14 protein-coding genes and 2 tRNA genes are annotated in these 17,582 nt (G+C 59.5%); 8 read left to right on the forward strand and 8 right to left on the reverse strand.

Going from position 1 to position 17,582, the window contains the following annotated elements; translation table 11 throughout:
• Nucleotides 1-80: 80 nt before the first annotated feature.
• The 7 genes from dnaB to rnr form a co-directional block, all read right to left on the reverse strand.
• Nucleotides 81-1,475, reverse strand: a complete 1,395-nt coding sequence (gene dnaB, locus AB3G35_RS00690) for a replicative DNA helicase (RefSeq protein ID WP_016783319.1) — start codon at nt 1,473-1,475, stop codon at nt 81-83.
• 120 nt (nt 1,476-1,595) lie between these two features.
• Nucleotides 1,596-2,042: a 50S ribosomal protein L9 gene (gene rplI, locus AB3G35_RS00695; RefSeq protein WP_003439047.1), complete on the reverse strand. Its 447-nt coding sequence runs from the start codon at nt 2,040-2,042 to the stop codon at nt 1,596-1,598.
• A gap of 19 nt (nt 2,043-2,061) precedes the next feature.
• A complete protein-coding gene (locus tag AB3G35_RS00700) occupies nt 2,062-2,958 on the reverse strand; it encodes a hypothetical protein (protein ID WP_169869389.1) in 897 nt (298 codons plus the stop codon).
• Nucleotides 2,959-2,994: 36 nt separating this feature from the next.
• On the reverse strand, nt 2,995-3,225 hold the full coding sequence (gene rpsR / locus AB3G35_RS00705; RefSeq protein ID WP_003171373.1) for a 30S ribosomal protein S18: 231 nt from the start codon (nt 3,223-3,225) through the stop codon (nt 2,995-2,997).
• A gap of 28 nt (nt 3,226-3,253) precedes the next feature.
• Nucleotides 3,254-3,679: a 30S ribosomal protein S6 gene (rpsF, locus tag AB3G35_RS00710; RefSeq protein WP_003439045.1), complete on the reverse strand. Its 426-nt coding sequence runs from the start codon at nt 3,677-3,679 to the stop codon at nt 3,254-3,256.
• 306 nt (nt 3,680-3,985) lie between these two features.
• A complete protein-coding gene (rlmB, locus tag AB3G35_RS00715) occupies nt 3,986-4,750 on the reverse strand; it encodes a 23S rRNA (guanosine(2251)-2'-O)-methyltransferase RlmB (RefSeq protein ID WP_369782224.1) in 765 nt (254 codons plus the stop codon).
• On the reverse strand, nt 4,747-7,410 hold the full coding sequence (gene rnr / locus AB3G35_RS00720; protein WP_083369656.1) for a ribonuclease R: 2,664 nt from the start codon (nt 7,408-7,410) through the stop codon (nt 4,747-4,749). Before rnr ends, rlmB begins: the two co-directional genes overlap by 4 nt.
• A 227-nt stretch (nt 7,411-7,637) precedes the next feature.
• Between rnr and AB3G35_RS00725 the strand changes: the two genes are divergently transcribed.
• The 8 genes from AB3G35_RS00725 to AB3G35_RS00760 all read left to right on the forward strand — a co-directional run bounded on the left by AB3G35_RS00725 (nt 7,638) and on the right by AB3G35_RS00760 (nt 16,576).
• Nucleotides 7,638-7,724: transfer RNA gene (locus AB3G35_RS00725), tRNA-Leu, on the forward strand.
• A 175-nt stretch (nt 7,725-7,899) separates the two neighbouring features.
• Nucleotides 7,900-7,986 (forward strand) — tRNA-Leu (locus AB3G35_RS00730).
• A gap of 192 nt (nt 7,987-8,178) precedes the next feature.
• Nucleotides 8,179-8,685 carry a sigma-70 family RNA polymerase sigma factor gene (locus AB3G35_RS00735; protein WP_016783315.1) on the forward strand — a complete coding sequence of 169 codons (507 nt, stop codon included), beginning with the start codon at nt 8,179-8,181 and terminating at the stop codon, nt 8,683-8,685.
• On the forward strand, nt 8,678-9,664 hold the full coding sequence (locus tag AB3G35_RS00740; protein ID WP_369782225.1) for a FecR domain-containing protein: 987 nt from the start codon (nt 8,678-8,680) through the stop codon (nt 9,662-9,664). Before AB3G35_RS00735 ends, AB3G35_RS00740 begins: the two co-directional genes overlap by 8 nt.
• A gap of 228 nt (nt 9,665-9,892) precedes the next feature.
• Nucleotides 9,893-12,670 carry a TonB-dependent receptor plug domain-containing protein gene (locus AB3G35_RS00745; RefSeq protein ID WP_369782226.1) on the forward strand — a complete coding sequence of 926 codons (2,778 nt, stop codon included), beginning with the start codon at nt 9,893-9,895 and terminating at the stop codon, nt 12,668-12,670.
• Nucleotides 12,667-13,764, forward strand: coding sequence for a cytochrome-c peroxidase (locus tag AB3G35_RS00750; RefSeq protein ID WP_369782227.1), 1,098 nt, complete (start codon nt 12,667-12,669; stop codon nt 13,762-13,764). The genes AB3G35_RS00745 and AB3G35_RS00750 overlap by 4 nt, the downstream gene beginning before the upstream one ends.
• Nucleotides 13,765-13,997: 233 nt before the next feature.
• Complete coding sequence (locus tag AB3G35_RS00755; protein WP_016783311.1) at nt 13,998-15,023, forward strand: iron ABC transporter substrate-binding protein; 1,026 nt, start codon at nt 13,998-14,000, stop codon at nt 15,021-15,023.
• On the forward strand, nt 15,023-16,576 hold the full coding sequence (locus AB3G35_RS00760; RefSeq protein ID WP_169845051.1) for an iron ABC transporter permease: 1,554 nt from the start codon (nt 15,023-15,025) through the stop codon (nt 16,574-16,576). Before AB3G35_RS00755 ends, AB3G35_RS00760 begins: the two co-directional genes overlap by 1 nt.
• A gap of 120 nt (nt 16,577-16,696) precedes the next feature.
• On the opposite strand, the gene AB3G35_RS00765 is transcribed toward AB3G35_RS00760, so the two are convergent.
• On the reverse strand, nt 16,697-17,581 hold the full coding sequence (locus AB3G35_RS00765) for a methyl-accepting chemotaxis protein (protein ID WP_369782711.1): 885 nt from the start codon (nt 17,579-17,581) through the stop codon (nt 16,697-16,699).
• Nucleotide 17,582 lies beyond the last annotated feature (1 nt).

The raw sequence follows: 17,582 nt of genomic DNA on the forward strand, positions 1-17,582 counted from the left end.
AGGTATCGCTGCGGTTCGGCAGATATACCGAGTCGCCTGAATCGCGGGCAAGCCCGCTCCCACAGAAAAGCGCGGGGCGATTAATCGTCGTCGAAGTTGTAGCTGCCCGGCGCCAGGTTTTCAAAGCGGGTGTATTTGCCGATAAACGCCAGGCGCGTCGTCCCGATAGGGCCGTTACGCTGCTTGCCGATGATGATCTCGGCAATGCCCTTGTGCTCGGTCTCGGGGTGGTACACCTCGTCCCGGTACACAAACATGATGACGTCGGCATCCTGCTCGATGGCTCCGGATTCACGCAAGTCGGAGTTGATCGGGCGCTTGTTGGGCCGCTGCTCAAGGGAACGGTTGAGCTGCGACAGCGCCACTACCGGGCAGTTGAACTCTTTGGCCAGAGCCTTGAGGGATCGCGAAATCTCGGAAATTTCGTTGGTACGGTTGTCACCGCCCGAACCCGGGATCTGCATCAATTGCAGGTAGTCGATCATGATCAGGCCGATATCACCGTGCTCACGTACCAGTCGTCGGGTACGGGCGCGCATTTCCGACGGGCTGATACCGGCCGTATCGTCAATAAACAGCTTGCGGTCGTTGAGCAGGTTAACCGCCGACGTCAGGCGCGGCCAATCGTCGTCTTCGAGGCGACCGGCCCGGACCTTGGTCTGGTCGATACGGCCCAGGGACGACAGCATACGCATGATCAGCGATTCGCCTGGCATCTCGAGGGAGTAAACCAGTACCGCTTTTTCACTGCGCAAAACGGCGTTTTCAACCAGGTTCATCGCAAAGGTGGTTTTACCCATCGATGGACGGCCGGCGACGATGATCAAATCCGCAGGCTGCAAGCCGCTGGTCATGCCGTCCAGGTCGGTGTAGCCGGTGGACAGGCCAGTGATGGCGTTGTCGGTGTTGAACAGCGTGTCGATGCGGTCGATGGCCTTGGTCAGCAGGTCGTTGACGCTGACCGGGCCGCCGGTTTTTGGCCGGGCCTCGGCAATCGCAAAGATCTGGCGCTCGGCTTCATCGAGGATCTCTTCGGCGCTGCGCCCTTCCGGGTTGAAGGCACTGTCGGCGATCTCGGTACTGATGCCGATCAACTGACGCAAGGTCGCGCGCTGGCGCACGATCTGGGCGTAGGCCTTGATGTTGGCGACCGACGGCGTGTTTTTCGCCAGCTCACCGAGGTAGCCCAGACCACCCACTTGCGAGGTCTGACCTTCCTTGTCCAGTTGCTCGGCAAGGGTCACGACATCGATCGGGGAGTTCTGGTCTGCCAGCTTGGCGATGGCGCGGAAGATCAGGCGGTGGTCATGTCGATAGAAATCACCGTCCGAAACCTGATCCAGCACGCGTTCCCAGGCGTTGTTGTCCAGCATCAAACCACCGAGCACAGCCTGTTCGGCCTCGATGGAATGCGGAGGCACCTTCAGGGCTGCGGTTTGTAGATCGTATTGCTCAGGAGCGGAGATATCGTTCATGGCCACTTGGAATAGGTATGAAAATCAGAAACAGCAGAAAGACAAAGGGCACGACCTGTAAACAGGATCGTGCCCGATGTTAACCGTCCGGCACACAAGGTGCCAGTCAGTTAAGACTGCTTAAGCAGCTACCACAACAACGCGTACGGTTGCTTCAACTTCGGCGTGCAGGTGCACAGCCACGTCGAATTCGCCAACGTTGCGGATAGTGCCGTTCGGCAGACGAACTTCGCTTTTAGCAACTTCAACGCCCGAGGCGGTCAGTGCATCAGCGATGTCGTGAGTGCCGATCGAGCCGAACAGCTTGCCTTCGTCGCCAGCGGTGGCAGTGATAGTCACTTCCAGCTCAGCCAGTTGGGCAGCGCGTGTTTCAGCCGAAGCTTTTTTGTCTGCAGCAGCTTGTTCCAGCTCAGCACGACGCTCTTCAAACGCAGCCAGGTTGGCAGCGGTTGCAGCGGTTGCTTTGCCGTACGGCAGCAGGTAGTTACGACCGTAACCGGCCTTAACATTTACTTTGTCGCCCAGGTTGCCCAGGTTCGCGACTTTTTCCAGAAGGATCAGTTGCATGTGAAAATCCTCTTAACTTTTAACCTTCACCGTCCGCAGAGTCTTTATCGGGGCCTTTGGGCACCAGACGTCCGCGAAAATCAATCAGGCTGTCGACAATGGCCAAAACCACGAGCAACGGATAGATCAGCTGCATAAACAGCAACAGCGTGACGTACAACCCCACCAGCCAAAACTTGGCCAGTCGCTTTTGCGCCACCAGCCCATGAATCAGGGCCAGCCCGGCGAAGAACAACGCTACGCTGCACAACGGCGTAAGCATGGCCATTTCGGGACCGAAGTTCGGCCCTACAAGCATGCACGCCAGCAATACGAGCGCTGGTCCCAGCGGTAGGCGGATGCTGCGAAATTCGCTGGCAAAACCACCCGGGTTATACAACAACGCCTGCCAGTAACGCCCAAGCATCAGGCTAAGCACGCTGACGACCTGCATCAAAGCTGCAATCAAACCGGTGAGGACGGGTGCAATCAGTGCTCCAAGGCGCGCTCGCTCTACGTCAGATAACTTGTCGTAGAGACCATTGAGGACCTGCGGCAGAAGTTTTTCCAACTCCTGCGCCATCGCACCAATGGGTTCGCGGAAAACCGTACCCAGAACCACGCCATACACCACACCCAACGCTACGCTGACCAGCAGCACGCGATTCCAGGACTGGCCGGCGCGCAACATCAACGCCAACCCCAGAGTTCCCAGCAGCACCATAAGGGTGCGAGGTTCTCCGATAAACCACCAGGCCAAGGCCGGCAGTAACGCCCATGAGAGAATGCTCAACGCATCTCTCGGACCGCGCCGCAGAAGCACAAGGCTACCTGCAGCAGCACTCAACCAGAACAAGAACGGCAATGCCGCACATCCGGCCACGATTAACGTGGCCTGCACACGGCCTCGCATGATGAACTCAGCTAAGGCGCGCATGCTTTCAATCCTTTACTACTTGTCGACTGCCCGGTCTCAGCGGCCGTGGCTGTCGGTGTAGGCCAGCAGGGCCAGGAAGCGGGCGCGCTTGATAGCGGTGGCCAGCTGACGCTGATAACGAGCTTTGGTACCGGTGATGCGGCTTGGAACAATTTTGCCGGTCTCGGATACGTAAGCTTTCAGAGTGTTGAGATCCTTGTAATCGATCTCTTTCACTTCTTCTGCGGTGAAGCGGCAGAATTTACGACGACGGAAGAAACGTGCCATGTAATTGGCTCCTCAAAAGGTCCGTGGATTACTCGTCAGCGTTATCGCTGGCGTCGCTGTTATCGCTGTCATCGCCATCGGCGCTGTCAGAATGCTCAGGACGGTCACGACGCTCACGGCGCTCACTGCGGTTCTCTTCAGCCTTGAGCATCTCGGACTGGCCAGTTACGGCTTCGTCGCGACGGATGACCAGGTTACGGATCACAGCATCGTTGTAACGGAAGTTGTCTTCCAGCTCAGCCAGGGCTTTGCCAGTGCACTCAACGTTCAGCATCACGTAGTGAGCCTTGTGAACATTGTTGATTGCGTAGGCCAGTTGACGACGGCCCCAATCTTCCAGACGGTGGATTTTGCCGCCGTCTTCTTCGATCAGCTTGGTGTAACGCTCTACCATGCCGCCGACTTGTTCGCTTTGATCCGGGTGGACCAAAAAGATGATTTCGTAATGACGCATGAATGCTCCTTACGGGTTGTAGCCTGCCGCTAACTAAAAAGCGGTCAGACAAGGAGTGAATGACACTTGTGTGTCTTGCCTAGAGAGGCACATATGCGCCCGCCATGACGGCAAGGGGCGCAATTGTAGAGAAGGGACAACGGAGGCGCAAGGCAATTGGTGATTATTTGAACAATCTTTGCCTGCAAACACCACAAACCAATGTGGGAGCGGGCTTGCTCGCGATGGCATCGCTGCGCTCATCCAGAGACACCGCGTGATACGCATCGCGAGCAAGCCCGCTCCCACATTTAACAGCCAGCCAGCTTACTTCTTCTTCGAAGAAGCCTTGGCCTTGGCGCCGCGCTGACGCTGGGCTTCGAACAGGCAAACGCCTGTCGCTACCGAAACGTTCAGGCTGCTGACGCTACCCGCCATCGGCAGCTTGACCAGGTAGTCGCAATGCTCACGGGTCAGGCGACGCATGCCCTTGCCTTCGGCCCCCATGATCAGGATGGTCGGACCGGTCAGATCCTGGTCATAGATGCTGACCTCAGCCTCACCGGCCGTACCGACAACCCACAGGCCGCGCTGCTGGAGTTTTTCCAGGGTGCGCGCCAGGTTGGTTACGGCCACCAACGGAATAACTTCCGCTGCACCGCAGGCTACTTTTCGTACAGTCGGAGTCAATGTTGCAGACTTGTCCTTCGGCACGATCACAGCCAGTGCGCCGGCAGCATCTGCCGAGCGCAGGCAGGCACCCAGGTTGTGGGGGTCGGTCACGCCGTCCAGCACCAGCAACAACGGGGCACCTTCGGTGCGATCGAGCAGCTCGTCGAGCATGGCTTCGCCCCAGACCTGGCTCGGGCTAACGTCCGCCACCACACCCTGGTGCACGCCTTCTACCCAGACGTCCATTTCACGACGCTCGGCCTGGCCGACAGCCACACGGTTTTCGTTGGCCAGTTCGATCAGGGCTTGTACCCGCGGGTCACTGCGACCCTCTGCCAGCCATACCTGCTTGACGCGCTTGGGATGGTGACGCAGCAATGCTTCTACGGCATGCACGCCGTAGATTTTTTCCAGACTCATGACTTGGCCTTAGGTTTGCGCGCCCCGCCGCTTTTGGCGGCTGGAGCGGTGCCCGATTTCGGCGGGCCTTTACGATGTTTGCTCGGCTTGGAAGGCTTGCCTGCATCTTTTGCAGGCGCCCCCCTACTCGACTTTCCCGGCTCCGATGTCCGACCGCCGCTTTTCGATTCGGCCAGCAGCGCCTGTTTCAGTTCACGGCTTTTACGCAGTTCGGCGTTTTTGGCCGCCGCGTCGCCAGGACGGTAAGCATCATCGGACGATTTCTTCACCGCCTTGGCTGGCGCACTGCGGCGCGCTGCCGGGGCAGGCTCAACCGGCTTTTCAGTCGCCTTGGTGCCCGACTTGCCAGCGTTTTTCGCTTTAGGCGCATCAGCAGTGCGATTTTTACGACCAATCGGCGCGCTGAGGGTTTTTTCCGCCATTTCGAAGTCGATCTTGCGCTCGTCGAGATCGACTCGCATGACCCGAACTTCAACGGTATCGCCCAAGCGGAAGCTGCGACCGGTGCGCTCGCCCGCCAGGCGGTGATGCACAGGATCGAAGTGGTAGTAGTCACCCGGCAAGGCGGTTACGTGAACCAGACCTTCGACATAAATGTCGGTCAGCTCCACAAACAGGCCAAAACCGGTCACTGCCGTCACCACACCCGGGAACGACTCGCCTACGCGATCCTTCATGAACTCGCACTTGAGCCAGTTGGTCACGTCGCGGGTGGCTTCGTCGGCACGGCGCTCGCTCATCGAGCACTGCTCGCCGAGCTGCTCGAGGATCGCTTCGTCGTACGGATAAATCCGCGCTTTCGGGATGGTCATCGCGCCAGCACGGCGAACGTGCGGGGTGTCCATCTTGGAATGGATCACGCTGCGGATCGCACGGTGCGTCAGCAAGTCAGGGTAGCGACGAATCGGCGAGGTGAAGTGGGTATAGGCTTCGTAGTTCAGACCGAAGTGGCCCTGGTTATCAGAGCTGTACACCGCCTGGCTCAACGAACGCAGCATCACGGTCTGGATCAGGTGGAAGTCCGGACGATCCTTGATGCTGGCCAGCAATGCCTGGTAATCCTTCGGCGACGGACCGTCTTTACCCTTGTGCAGGCTCAGACCCAGCTCACCGAGGAACGCGCGCAGTTTTTCCAGGCGCTCCGGCGGCGGACCATCGTGAACACGATACAGCGCAGGAATCTCGTGCTTCTTGAGGAACTCGGCGGTGGCCACGTTGGCCGCCAGCATGCACTCTTCGATCAGCTTGTGCGCATCGTTGCGGGTGGTCGGGCGAATGTCGGCGATCTTGCGATCGGAACCGAAGATGATTCGGGTTTCCTGGGTCTCAAAATCAATCGCGCCACGGGTATGACGAGCCGCCAGCAGCACCTTGTACAGCGAGTAAAGCTGCTTGAGGTGCGGCACTACATCAGCGTATTCGCTGCGCAGTTGCTTGGCTTCGCTGGTTTTCGGCTGCTCCAGGATAGTGCTGACCTTGTTGTAGGTCAGACGGGCCTGGGAGTGAATCACCGCCTCGTAGAACTGGTAGTCGGTCATTTCGCCGGTTTTGGAGATGGTCATCTCGCACACCATGGCCAAACGGTCGACTTTCGGGTTCAGGGAGCACAGGCCGTTGGACAGCTGCTCAGGCAGCATCGGGATCACGCGCTCAGGGAAGTACACCGAGTTGCCGCGAACCTGGGCTTCGGCATCCAGGGCCGAACCGATTTTCACGTAGCTGGAAACGTCGGCAATCGCCACGTACAACTTCCAGCCGCCGGAGAACAGGCGCAGCTTGCCAGGCTTGGCTTCGCAGAATACGGCGTCATCGAAGTCGCGGGCATCTTCACCGTCGATGGTGACGAACGGCAGATGACGCAGGTCGATGCGCTTCTCTTTGTCCTTTTCTTCAACTTCCGGTTTCAACCGGCCCGCTTCCTTAAGGACAGCTTCAGGCCAGACGTGAGGAATGTCGTAGGAGCGCAGGGCAATATCGATTTCCATGCCCGGAGCCATGTAGTTACCTACAACCTCAAGCACATCGCCTTGCGGCTGGAAACGCGGGGTCGGCCAGTGAGTGATCTTCACTTCGACGAACTGACCGATCTTGGCGCCAGCGTTGCGACCCGGGGTCACCAGCACTTCCTGCTGGATCTTCGGGTTGTCGGCCACGACAAAACCAATGCCGCCTTCTTCAAAGTAGCGACCGACGATGGTTTCGTGAGCACGAGAGACCACTTCAACGATCACGCCTTCACGACGACCACGGCGGTCCAGCCCCGAAACACGGGCCAGCGCGCGATCACCATCGAACACCAGGCGCATTTGCGCCGGGCTCATAAACAGGTCGTCGCTGCCGTCATCCGGCACCAGGAAGCCGAAGCCATCGCGGTGGCCACTGATGCGACCGAGAATCAGGTCAAGCTTGTCCACCGGCGCGTAAGTGCCACGGCGGGTGTAAATCAGTTGGGCATCACGCTCCATCGCACGCAGGCGACGGCGCAAGGCCTCGATTTGGTCTTCTGTAGTCAGACCGAACTCTTCCACCAACTGTTCACGAGCAGCAGGCGAGCCACGCTCGGCCAGGTGCTGAAGGATCAGTTCGCGGCTAGGGATAGGGTTTTCGTATTTTTCCGCTTCACGTGCGGCCTCGGGATCGAGGGTCTGCCAATCGGCCATTAGATAGTTTTCACCTTGTCTATATGCGGGTTAGTTTGGCATACGCGTATTGAAACGGGAAATTTCAGGCACTCACCGGGCCTTAATAGTCCTTTCTGACGCGCTTTGCTGCTGTCGACCAACCGTTCGCGAAATATTTTCACTATTTTTAAACACAACGCTTTACAGGTCAAAGGTTCGTCCGTAAGATGCGCGCCATCAACAACGGCAACAGCGTTGAAGATACTGCCCAGATGGTGAAATTGGTAGACACGCCAGCTTCAGGTGCTGGTGATCGCAAGGTCGTGGAAGTTCGAGTCTTCTTCTGGGCACCAATTCGAGATTGCAGAGTAGTACACTCTTCAGCCTCACACAAAAACCCGCGAAAGCGGGTTTTTGCATTTCAGGATCTTATAAGCCTCTGATTTAATAAAATTAAAACAGGGGTTTACAGATCGAAAAGCTATCCGTATTATGCGCCACATCAACAGCGGCAACGTTGCTGATACTGCCCAGATGGTGAAATTGGTAGACACGCCAGCTTCAGGTGCTGGTGACCGCAAGGTCGTGGAAGTTCGAGTCTTCTTCTGGGCACCAATTCAGGTTTACAGGTTCACCCTGTATAACCACTCAAAAAGCCCGCGAAAGCGGGCTTTTTAGTTTCCGGGATTCCTTCCCACCCTCCCCGATACCTTTTATCTGCGGCCCAAAGGTCGTATTTGATAATCCATCTCATCCGCATTAATATCCGGTCAACTTCAGCTCCCTGGCTCATCCTCCTGGATACCCGTGCCCGACACCAATGACAGGCTCCAGCTTTACCTGACGCATCGCATCGCTTTGGTCGACTATGCCGCCCCCATCGTGGGTTGCCGGGCCAAGGCAGAAGATGTGGTGCAAGACGCCTGGCTGCGTTTCAGCCAGGGCGCGGACAGTCTCATCCCGTTGACGCAGCCGGTGGGCTACCTTTATCGCATCGTGCGCAACCTGGCCTTTGACCTCAATCGCCGGGCCACCCTGGAAAACCGCCACACCACCCACAGCGAATCATTGGACGAACACATTTCCAACGCCCCTTCGCCCGAACAGCAAGCCTTGCATGTGGACGAACTGCGCAAATTGCAACATGCTTTGTCGCGCTTGCCGGAACGCACGCGCCAGGCATTTGTGTTGCATCGCCTGCAAGGCCTGACGTTCCAGCAAATCGGCACGCAACTTGGCATATCCGTGAGCCTGGCCCACCAATTGGTCCGCGACGCCCTGACCTACTGCGCGGAACAACTGAGTGATGACTGAAAAACCGCCCCCGAACCCGATCTGGGAAACTGCACTGGACTGGCTGCTGCTGATCCAGGAGAACCCCCACGACCCCGAGCTGGCCGCGCGCCTGAACCACTGGCGGGCCAGCGCCCCCGAGCATGACGCGGCTTATCGCAAGGCCCTGAAAGTCTGGAGCTTGAGCGGCGAAGCCTTGAGCCTGCCGGTTGCTACAGTGCCAGTGCCAGTGCCAGTGCCAGTGCCGACGGCCTTACGTCCTCCCGCGCGCCTGAGCCGGCGCAAGCGCGCACTGGTTGGTGCCGCCGTGGCCGCCAGCGCCCTGCTGATGTGGGGCCCCGACTGGCAAGCGATGCAAGCCGACTACCGCAGCCCCACCGCCGAACACCGCACTGTCACACTGAGCGATGGCAGCCAGATGCTTCTGGACAGCAACACCCTTGCCGATGTGCAGTTCAACCCCGAACAGCGGGAAGTCACGCTATTGCGCGGCCAGGCATTTTTCTCGGTGAAACACGATACCAACCGCGCCTTCTATGTGAACGCCGGCGACGTACGTGTTCGGGTGACCGGTACCGCGTTTGCGGTCAATCTGGATGACAACGGTGTCGATGTCAGTGTCGAAAGCGGCACGGTTGCCGTGCAAACACCGCAAGCATCGGCCTCGGCCACGCACCTGCTGGGCCACGGCGACCAACTGCATTTCGCCGCAAACGACCGGCAGACCCGTATCGTGCAACTGCCTCTGGAACAAATTGCGCCGTGGCGGCGCTGGCAACTGGTGGCGATCGATCAGTCTATCGATGATGTGATCATGCAATTGCGCCGCTACCAGCCCGGCCTGATCGTGTTGACCGACAAAGCGCTGGGCCAGCGCCGCATCACCGCCGCCCTGAACCTGCGCGACCCCAAGCGCGCACTGCAAACTGCCATTGCCCCATTGGGCGGGCGCCTGCAGGACGGCGTGCCCTACACCCTGATCGTCTCGACCAAGCCCTGAGCCTCCCTGTGGGAGCGGGCTTGCTCGCGATAGCATCAACCCGCTCAGCCAGAGAAACCGCGGTGCCAGCATCGCGAGCAAGCCTGCTCCCACAGCACAGGGCTTGCGCCAGCGAAACTATTTTCATTTATTTCTGGAAATCCTGAAGGCCCGGGAGTCTTTACCTACGAACGTCACTGATAAAGATTCGCATTAGTGACTATGACGTTTCATTTCGTAGGTCACCTCATGCCTTCTTCGCGTTTGCGTTGTGTCAGTGTTGCTCGCTATCGATCGTTGTCCCTGGCCCTGCTGCTCGGCCTGCCCACTCTGGCTATCGGCACCAGCCAGGTGGCTGGCGCGCAAATCCAGCAGCAACAACTGCACTTCCAGATCCCGGCCCAGCCTTTGGCCAGCGCCCTGATTGCGTTTTCCCAACAGTCGGGCTGGCAGGTCAGTGCGGAAAGCACCTTGCTCAACGGCCTGAACAGCTCGCCGGTCGATGCCCGCACCAGCCCCGAAAAAGCCTTGGCCCACCTGTTGCGCGGCACGGGCATGCAATGGGAAGTGACCTCCACTGACAGTGCCTCGATCCTGCCGCCTGCCCAAAGCGATGTGCTGCAAATCAAAAGCACACCCATCACCGCCATGGAACCGGTATTTCAGGGCGAACAGGTGATCGACCGCCAGATGATCGAAAACCTGCCCTCGGGCAACGGGGACATCACCAGCCTGCTGCGCACCAACCCCAATGTGCAGTTCGACAACAGCCAGTTGAGCAGCAAAAACCCGGGTGAAATAGCCCCCGCCGATATCAGCATCAACGGCGCACGACCTTGGCAGAACCTGTTTATCGTTGACGGCATGAGCATGAACAACGACCTGGACCCGGGTAACACTAATGACAACTTCGCCGAAATCTCGGGCCGCAGCCAAGGCCTGGCACTCGACACCGACCTGCTGGAAGACATCAAGGTCTATGACAGTAACGTTCCCGTGGAATTTGGTGGTTTTAACGGCGGCGTGGTGGAGGCCAATACTCGCGATCCCAGTAAGGAGCTGCACGGCAAGCTGTCCGTACAGATGTCACGCTCTGAATGGACCCATTACCACCTGAACAAAGACGATCCAAATCTTGAAGATGTGGAAGCCGGCTTCGGCAACGACAACCAGCCTGAGTTTGAGAAAATCATTACCCGAGCAACCCTCGAAGGACATCTGACAGACAACTTCGGCCTGCTCGCCAGCTTCTCGCGCAAAGATTCGACGATCCCGACCCGAGTCTTTGCGCCATCCAATCAGACCACCACAGCCAATGACTCCGAGACGGAGCAAACGCGACGCATCGACAACTACTTCCTCAAGGCTGCCTGGAAAATCAACGATGACTGGAGTCTGGATACCAGCATTACGCACGCCCCGGAGACATCGCGCACCTTTGGCCCGAACTCGATCCTGTCTGGCCGCGATGTTGAGTCCGGCGGCGACAGCCTGAGCGCCCGCCTTGTGTGGAATGCGCCCTGGGCGAGAGTTGAGCAAAATTTAAGTTGGAGTCAGATGAATACTGCGCGCACATCGGATAGCGACTACATGGTGATATGGCGCACGTCTCCGACCAAGGACTGGAGTACCTCTACAGCCGCCACCGAAGGCGGTTTTGGCGATATCGACGAAGCACAAAAAACCCTGGCCTACAAACTCAAGGCCGACTGGAACAGTTTTAACTGGCTGGGCATGGACCATTCCCTGCAAACGGGTCTGGAGCTGTCGCAAAATGCCGTCAAGTACGAGCGCTCTAAACCGCACTACAGCTACAGCGTGGCCGAAGCCAAATCATGCGCGGCGAGTGACCCTTTGTGCTCCATGGGTCAAACCAGCAATGGCTGGGAGGGACAGTACGCCAACAAAATGACCGTGACCCAAGGCAAAGTGGCCTTCGACACGCGCTCCTGGGCTTTGTACTTGCAGGATGAAATGCGCTACAAGCGTCTGACTGTAAGGCCCGGCGTGCGGATCGACGGCGATGACTACATGCATCAGACTACCATTGCACCGCGCCTGGCGATTGAGCTGGATGTGTTCGGCGACAGCAAGACCCGCCTCACTGCTGGCGCCAACCAGTACTACGGTCGCAATTTGTACGCCTACCGCCTGCGCGACGGTGTCGCAGCCATGGGTACCGAATACACCCGGGCCAATTCAGCCTCTGATTGGGTGCTGAACAAACGGGCAGCCAACGACAGTCAGTTCAATCAACTCAAAGTACCCTATGACGACGAGTTGACTCTGGGCCTGAGCCATGTGCAATGGGACACCGAATTCGCCGTAAAATACGTCAAGCGCATGGGCCGCGAACAAGTGAGCCGCGCCTGGGGCTCGCAAATCGGTGAACCCTCTGCAGACACCAGCACATTGGCAGCCAACTACTACACCTATTACAACGGTGGCAAAAGTGATGCCGACATCTACACCCTGACCATCACCCCGCTGCAAGCCTTTACTTTGGGCAGCACGCGCACCACAGGCCAGTTCGCCATGGACTGGAGCAAAATCAATAACACCGGCCTGTCGAGCTACACCGCCAACATCGGCGCCACTTATGTGGATGATCCGCTGATCCAGTATGACGGCAAATTCATGCGCTATTCCGACATGCCTGCGGCCAACTACAATCGCCCCTGGACTGCGCGCCTGACAACCATCACCGAAATTGAGCCACTGCACATGACCTGGAGTAACTTTCTGCGTTATCGCGATGGCTATCGCCGTATTGCCACCACCGGCAAAAAAGTCCAGCACGAGGGCAAGGACGCTTACATCTGGGAAGAAACACCCTTTTCCGGCTCCCTGACCTGGGATACCCGCGTTGCCTGGGAAATGCCCACCGCCAAAGACCAGGCCGTGTTCGTCAACCTCGACGTGAGCAACCTGCTGGACAAGAGAACCGTCGGCACCACGGAGTCGAGTGGCCTTCCGACGTATGAAGTCGGCCGCCAGTTCATGCTGGAAGTGGGGTACAAGTTTTGAAGCCCGCCGCCCTCCTCCTCGGCCTGACCCTGGGCAGCCAGGCTCTGAACGCAGCCGCCTGCGACGAACAGGCCGCCGACTACAAAACGTGCATCGCCCAACAATACCGCCAGCCCGTCGCCCAATGGCCTGCCCCCCAGGTGGACGCCGATGTGCAATGGCAGGAAATGGCCGCCCTGCCCGCCCACGCCCCCGCACCACCGGAAAACCCGTTCAGCGAGGCCAAGGCGGCGCTGGGCAAACAACTGTTCAACGACCCGAAACTGTCGCGCTCCGGGCAGATTGCCTGCGCCTCGTGCCATGAATCCGACATGGCCTTTGCCGATGGCCGCCGCGTCTCCTTCGGCCATGACCGCCAAAGCGGCAGGCGCAATGCCCCCAGCCTGGTGATGAGCGGCTACAGCCCGGCGCTGTTCTGGGATGGCCGCGGCGGCACTCTGGAACAGCAGGCGATGCACCCCATCATTGACCCGGTGGAAATGGCCTTCGATATCCCGCAACTGCTTGAGCGGCTCAATGCCGACGCGGTCTACCGCGAGCAGTTCGGGCAGGTGTTCGGCCCCGGCCCGATCACCACCGAACATACCGCCCAGGCCCTCGCTACCTTCCAGCGCACGCTGGTCAGCGCCACGCGCAATACCGCCTTCGAGCAACTGCTGCGCGGGCGCCCGCAACGCATGAGCGATGAGCAGCTCTACGGCCTGCATCTGTTTCGCACCAAGGCGCGCTGCATGAACTGCCACTTCGGCCCGGCGCTGAGCGACGAGCAGTTTCATAACGTCGGCCTGAGTTACTACGGGCGTAAATACGAAGACCTCGGGCGCTACGAAGTAACGCGCAAACCAGAAGACGTGGGGGCATTTCGCACGCCGTCATTGCGCCTGGTGATGAAAACCGCGCCGTGGATGCACAACGGCCTGTTCGTCAACATGGAAGGCACGCTGGCGTTCTACAACATGGGCATGCCGCGCCCGCGCCCCAACGCGCAGCAGGCCGACGATCCGCTGTTCCCGCGCACCAGCGACCGGCTCAAGGCGCTGAACATGGACAAGGACGAACTGCGTGCCTTGCGCAGCTTTCTCGACACACTGTAGGCAGCGCCTGACTTTGTGGGAGCGGGCTTGCTCGCGATGCAGGCGACACGGTGTACCGGTAAAACGGCAGCATACCCATCGCGGGTAAGCCCGCTCCCACAAAAGCAGAACAGGCCGCCAACATCACAGTTCGTCGCACTTGCGCAATTGGACGCTGGGTCAAGCGCACTTGAGAAACGATATCGTTTATTATTGTTACAAGTTTTGTAGTACCCAAGCGAGGAAACCAGCGAATGATGCTCCGAAATACCCAGCTTGCGACATTTCTACTGCGCAGTTTGTCCATCGCAACTCTTGGCCTGACCCTGCTTGCTCCCACCGCCTACGCTGCCGATCCGGTAACGCTGACCCTGTACAACGGCCAGCACAAGGAAGTCGGCGACAACCTCGCCAAGGCCTTTGAGGCCAAGACCGGCATCCACGTCAACGTGCGCAAGGGCAGCAGCAACCAGCTGGCCAGCCAGATCATGGAAGAAGGCGAGCGTTCGCCTGCCGACGTGTTCTACGCCGAAGAGTCGCCGCCCCTCAACAGCCTGGGCGAACAGGGCTTTCTGGCCAAGGCCGACGACAGCACCCTGCAAGCGCTGCCCAAAGAGTACGTGGCCGCCAATGGCACCTGGATCGGTGTGACGGCGCGTACCCGCGTTGTTGCCTTCAACCCGAAAAAGATCAGCGAAGACCAGTTGCCCAAGTCGGTACTGGATTTCGCCGACCCGCAATGGCAAGGCAAGATCGGTTTTGTGCCCACCAGCGGTGCATTCCAGGAACAGGCCGTGGCCATCATCAAGCTGCACGGGCGTGATGCCGCTGAAGAGTGGCTGACCGGCCTGCGCGCCTTCGGCAAGACCTACACCAACAACATGGTGGCGCTCAAGGCGGTAGAAAACGGTGAAGTGGCCGCCGTACTGGTCAACAACTACTACTGGTTTGCCCTGCAGCGTGAAAAAGGTCAGCTGGACTCCAAACTGCATTACTTCACCGATGGCGATGCGGGCGGTTTGATCACCGTATCCAGCGCCGGCGTGATCAAGGCCAGCAAGCACCCCAAGGAAGCCCAGCAGTTGCTGGCCTACATGGCCAGCGAAGAAGGCCAGCGCGTGATTACCAACACCACGGCTGAATACCCGATGCGCAAAGGCATGGTGTCGGAACGTGGCCTGAAGCCATTTGAAGAACTGCAACCGCCTAAAGTGACCCCGGCTGACCTGGGCAACGCCGAAGAAGCGCTGGACCTTGAACGTGATGTAGGCCTGCTCTGATGCTGTCAGCCGCTCAACCTGCACGCTTTACCCCCACCCGCAAAAAGCCGTCGATCTGGCTGCTGCTGCCCGTTCTGCTACTGGTGGGCCTGAGCCTGCTGCCGCTGCTGTATGTCGGCACCAAGGCCTGGCAGGCCGGGTGGTCTGAAGCGCTGCACCTGTTGTGGCGGCCCTATGTCTTTGGCCTGATGCGCAACACCCTGTTGCTGATGGTCGGTGTTACCGTGACCTGTGCGCTGGTGGGGCTGAGCCTGGCCTGGCTGCTGGAACGCAGCAACCTGCCAGGACGGCGCCTGTGGGGGGTGATCCTGTGCCTGCCATTTGCCGTGCCGGCGTTTGTCAGCAGCTTTACCTGGGTCTCGCTCAGCGCCAGCTTTGAAGGCCTGGGCGGGGCGATCCTGGTGATGAGCCTGTCCAAATACCCGCTGATTTTTTTGCCGGTTGCCGCCACCCTGCGCAACCTCGACCCGGCCCTAGAAGAGTCCGCCCGCACGCTGGGGCAGAACCGCTGGGGGGTGTTTTTCAACATCACCCTGCCACTGCTCTGGCCTTCGCTGCTGGCCGGTTCGCTGCTGATCGCCCTGCATATGCTGGTGGAGTTCGGGGCGCTGTCGATCATCGGCCTGCAAACCTTCACCACGGCCATTTACCAACAGTTCGAGCTGGAGTTCAGCAATGCCAATGCGGCAATGCTGTCTGCGGTGCTGCTGGTGATGTGCCTGAGCCTGTTGTGGCTGGAACTCAAGGTACGCGGCAAAGGCCGGCATATTCGTATTGGCCAGGGTGCTGCGCGCCACGCCGAACAAGTGCGACTGGGCAAGTGGTCGGTGGCAGGGCAGTTGTATTGCCTGGCGCTGGCCGTGATTGGCAGCGGCATCCCGCTGGGCATGCTGGTGTACTGGCTGGTCAAGGGCAGCTCGGCAGCCTTCCCGCTGGCCGAGATTGGCGAAGCTCTGTTCTCCTCGCTGTCACTGGCGCTGGGCGGTGCAGCGCTGTGCCTGGTGCTGGCGGTGCCGGTCGGATTGCTGGTGGTGCGCTACAAAGGCCCGCTGGCCATCTGGGCGGAACGCTTGCCGTACCTGCTGCACGCCCTGCCGGGACTGGTAATTGCCCTGGCGCTGGTGTATTTCGCCCTGCACTTTGTACCGGCGCTGTACCAGACGTCCGCGCTATTGCTGATTGCTTATGCGCTGCTGTTTTTGCCACTGGCGCAGGCGCCCATCCGCACCGCACTGAACAAGGCTGCTCCGCAACTGGAAGAAGCGGCACGCACCCTGGGCGCGACCTCGTTCTCGGCCTTTTGCCGGGTGACGCTGCCGATTATCTTTCCGGCGTTGGGGGCGGCATTTGCCCTGGTGTTTCTGGATGCGATGAAAGAACTGACCGCCACCTTGCTGCTCAGCCCCACCGGGCTTAACACCTTGGCGACGCAGGTTTGGTCGCACACTTCGAATATCGAGTTTGCAGCAGCGGCGCCTTATGCGGCGTTGCTGATTCTGGTGTCGGGGCTGCCGGTGTACTTGCTCACCACCAGGATGTATCTGAGCCGTTGAGCCCCAGGCCTTCCCTTGTGGGAGCTGGCTTGCCTGCGATGGCATCGACGCGGTCATGCAGATGAACCGCGTTGCCCGCATCGCGAGCAAGCCCGCTCCCACAGGGGTAGCCCTGCTTCTTTACGCCCGGAACTGCCCCAGGCTCGCCTTGAGTTGCGCCGCCAACCCGTCCAGCACCTTGCCGCTGGCCGTGGTCTGGGTCACCGCTTCGGCCGCACGCTCGGCCTGGGCATGGATCACTTCCACCCGCCCACGCACCGCATACGCCCCTTGGGCCTGATGCTCGGCGGCCCTGGTCGCATCACCAATCGCGCTGTGCACCTGCTCGACCGATGCCTGCACACTCTTTTGCAATTGCACACTGCCACGCAGCACTGCCAGCCCCTCATCGGCCTGACGCCCTGCCAGGCCAATCGCCGCCACGGCCTCCTTGGCCCCCTGCTGCAACGCCACGATATGCGCCTGAATATCGCCGGTGGAGCTTTGGGTTTTGCTGGCCAGTGCCCGCACCTCATCAGCCACAACGGCAAAACCGCGCCCCGTCTCGCCCGCGCGCGCGGCTTCAATGGCCGCGTTCAGTGCCAGCAGATTGGTTTGCTCGGCGATGCCGTGAATCACCGTCAGGACCACTTCGATCTGTTCGCTTTGCTGCGCCAGGCGCTCAATCACCTTGGCCCCCTCGCCCACCTGCCCGGCCAGCGCCTCGATCAGCCCCCCGACCTTGGCCGAGGTACGGGTGTTCTCATCGGTGGCCTGGCGGATATCGACCACCTGCCTGAGCGCCGCCTGCATCGCCTGGCTTTCCGACTGGGCATCATCCGCCATCGTCGACAGTGCATGCAGGCTCTGGGCAACTTCATCACGCTGCAATTGCGCGGCAGCATCAGCCCCGGCATTGCGCAGGGTCATCACGCCGATCTCCACGCCAGTACGCTGGGCCACATCCCCCGCCTCACGCACGATGGGCTGCAACTTGTCGACAAAACGATTGACCGCCGCCGCCATG

This window comes from Pseudomonas sp. WC2401 (assembly GCF_041200115.1).
Taxonomy (GTDB): domain Bacteria; phylum Pseudomonadota; class Gammaproteobacteria; order Pseudomonadales; family Pseudomonadaceae; genus Aquipseudomonas; species Aquipseudomonas fragi.

What these genes read in the sequence shown, in the direction of transcription:
- AB3G35_RS00700 (WP_169869389.1), bottom strand. Translation starts at nt 2,958, where the DNA reads ATGCGCGCCTTAGCTGAGTTCATCATGCGAGGCCGTGTGCAGGCCACG.
- AB3G35_RS00745 (WP_369782226.1), top strand. Translation starts at nt 9,893, where the DNA reads ATGCCTTCTTCGCGTTTGCGTTGTGTCAGTGTTGCTCGCTATCGATCG.
- AB3G35_RS00765 (WP_369782711.1), bottom strand. Translation starts at nt 17,581, where the DNA reads ATGGCGGCGGCGGTCAATCGTTTTGTCGACAAGTTGCAGCCCATCGTG.
- rnr (WP_083369656.1), bottom strand. Translation starts at nt 7,410, where the DNA reads ATGGCCGATTGGCAGACCCTCGATCCCGAGGCCGCACGTGAAGCGGAA.
- AB3G35_RS00760 (WP_169845051.1), top strand. Translation starts at nt 15,023, where the DNA reads ATGCTGTCAGCCGCTCAACCTGCACGCTTTACCCCCACCCGCAAAAAG.
- rpsF (WP_003439045.1), bottom strand. Translation starts at nt 3,679, where the DNA reads ATGCGTCATTACGAAATCATCTTTTTGGTCCACCCGGATCAAAGCGAA.
- AB3G35_RS00740 (WP_369782225.1), top strand. Translation starts at nt 8,678, where the DNA reads ATGACTGAAAAACCGCCCCCGAACCCGATCTGGGAAACTGCACTGGAC.
- dnaB (WP_016783319.1), bottom strand. Translation starts at nt 1,475, where the DNA reads ATGAACGATATCTCCGCTCCTGAGCAATACGATCTACAAACCGCAGCC.
- rpsR (WP_003171373.1), bottom strand. Translation starts at nt 3,225, where the DNA reads ATGGCACGTTTCTTCCGTCGTCGTAAATTCTGCCGCTTCACCGCAGAA.
- rlmB (WP_369782224.1), bottom strand. Translation starts at nt 4,750, where the DNA reads ATGAGTCTGGAAAAAATCTACGGCGTGCATGCCGTAGAAGCATTGCTG.
- rplI (WP_003439047.1), bottom strand. Translation starts at nt 2,042, where the DNA reads ATGCAACTGATCCTTCTGGAAAAAGTCGCGAACCTGGGCAACCTGGGC.
- AB3G35_RS00755 (WP_016783311.1), top strand. Translation starts at nt 13,998, where the DNA reads ATGATGCTCCGAAATACCCAGCTTGCGACATTTCTACTGCGCAGTTTG.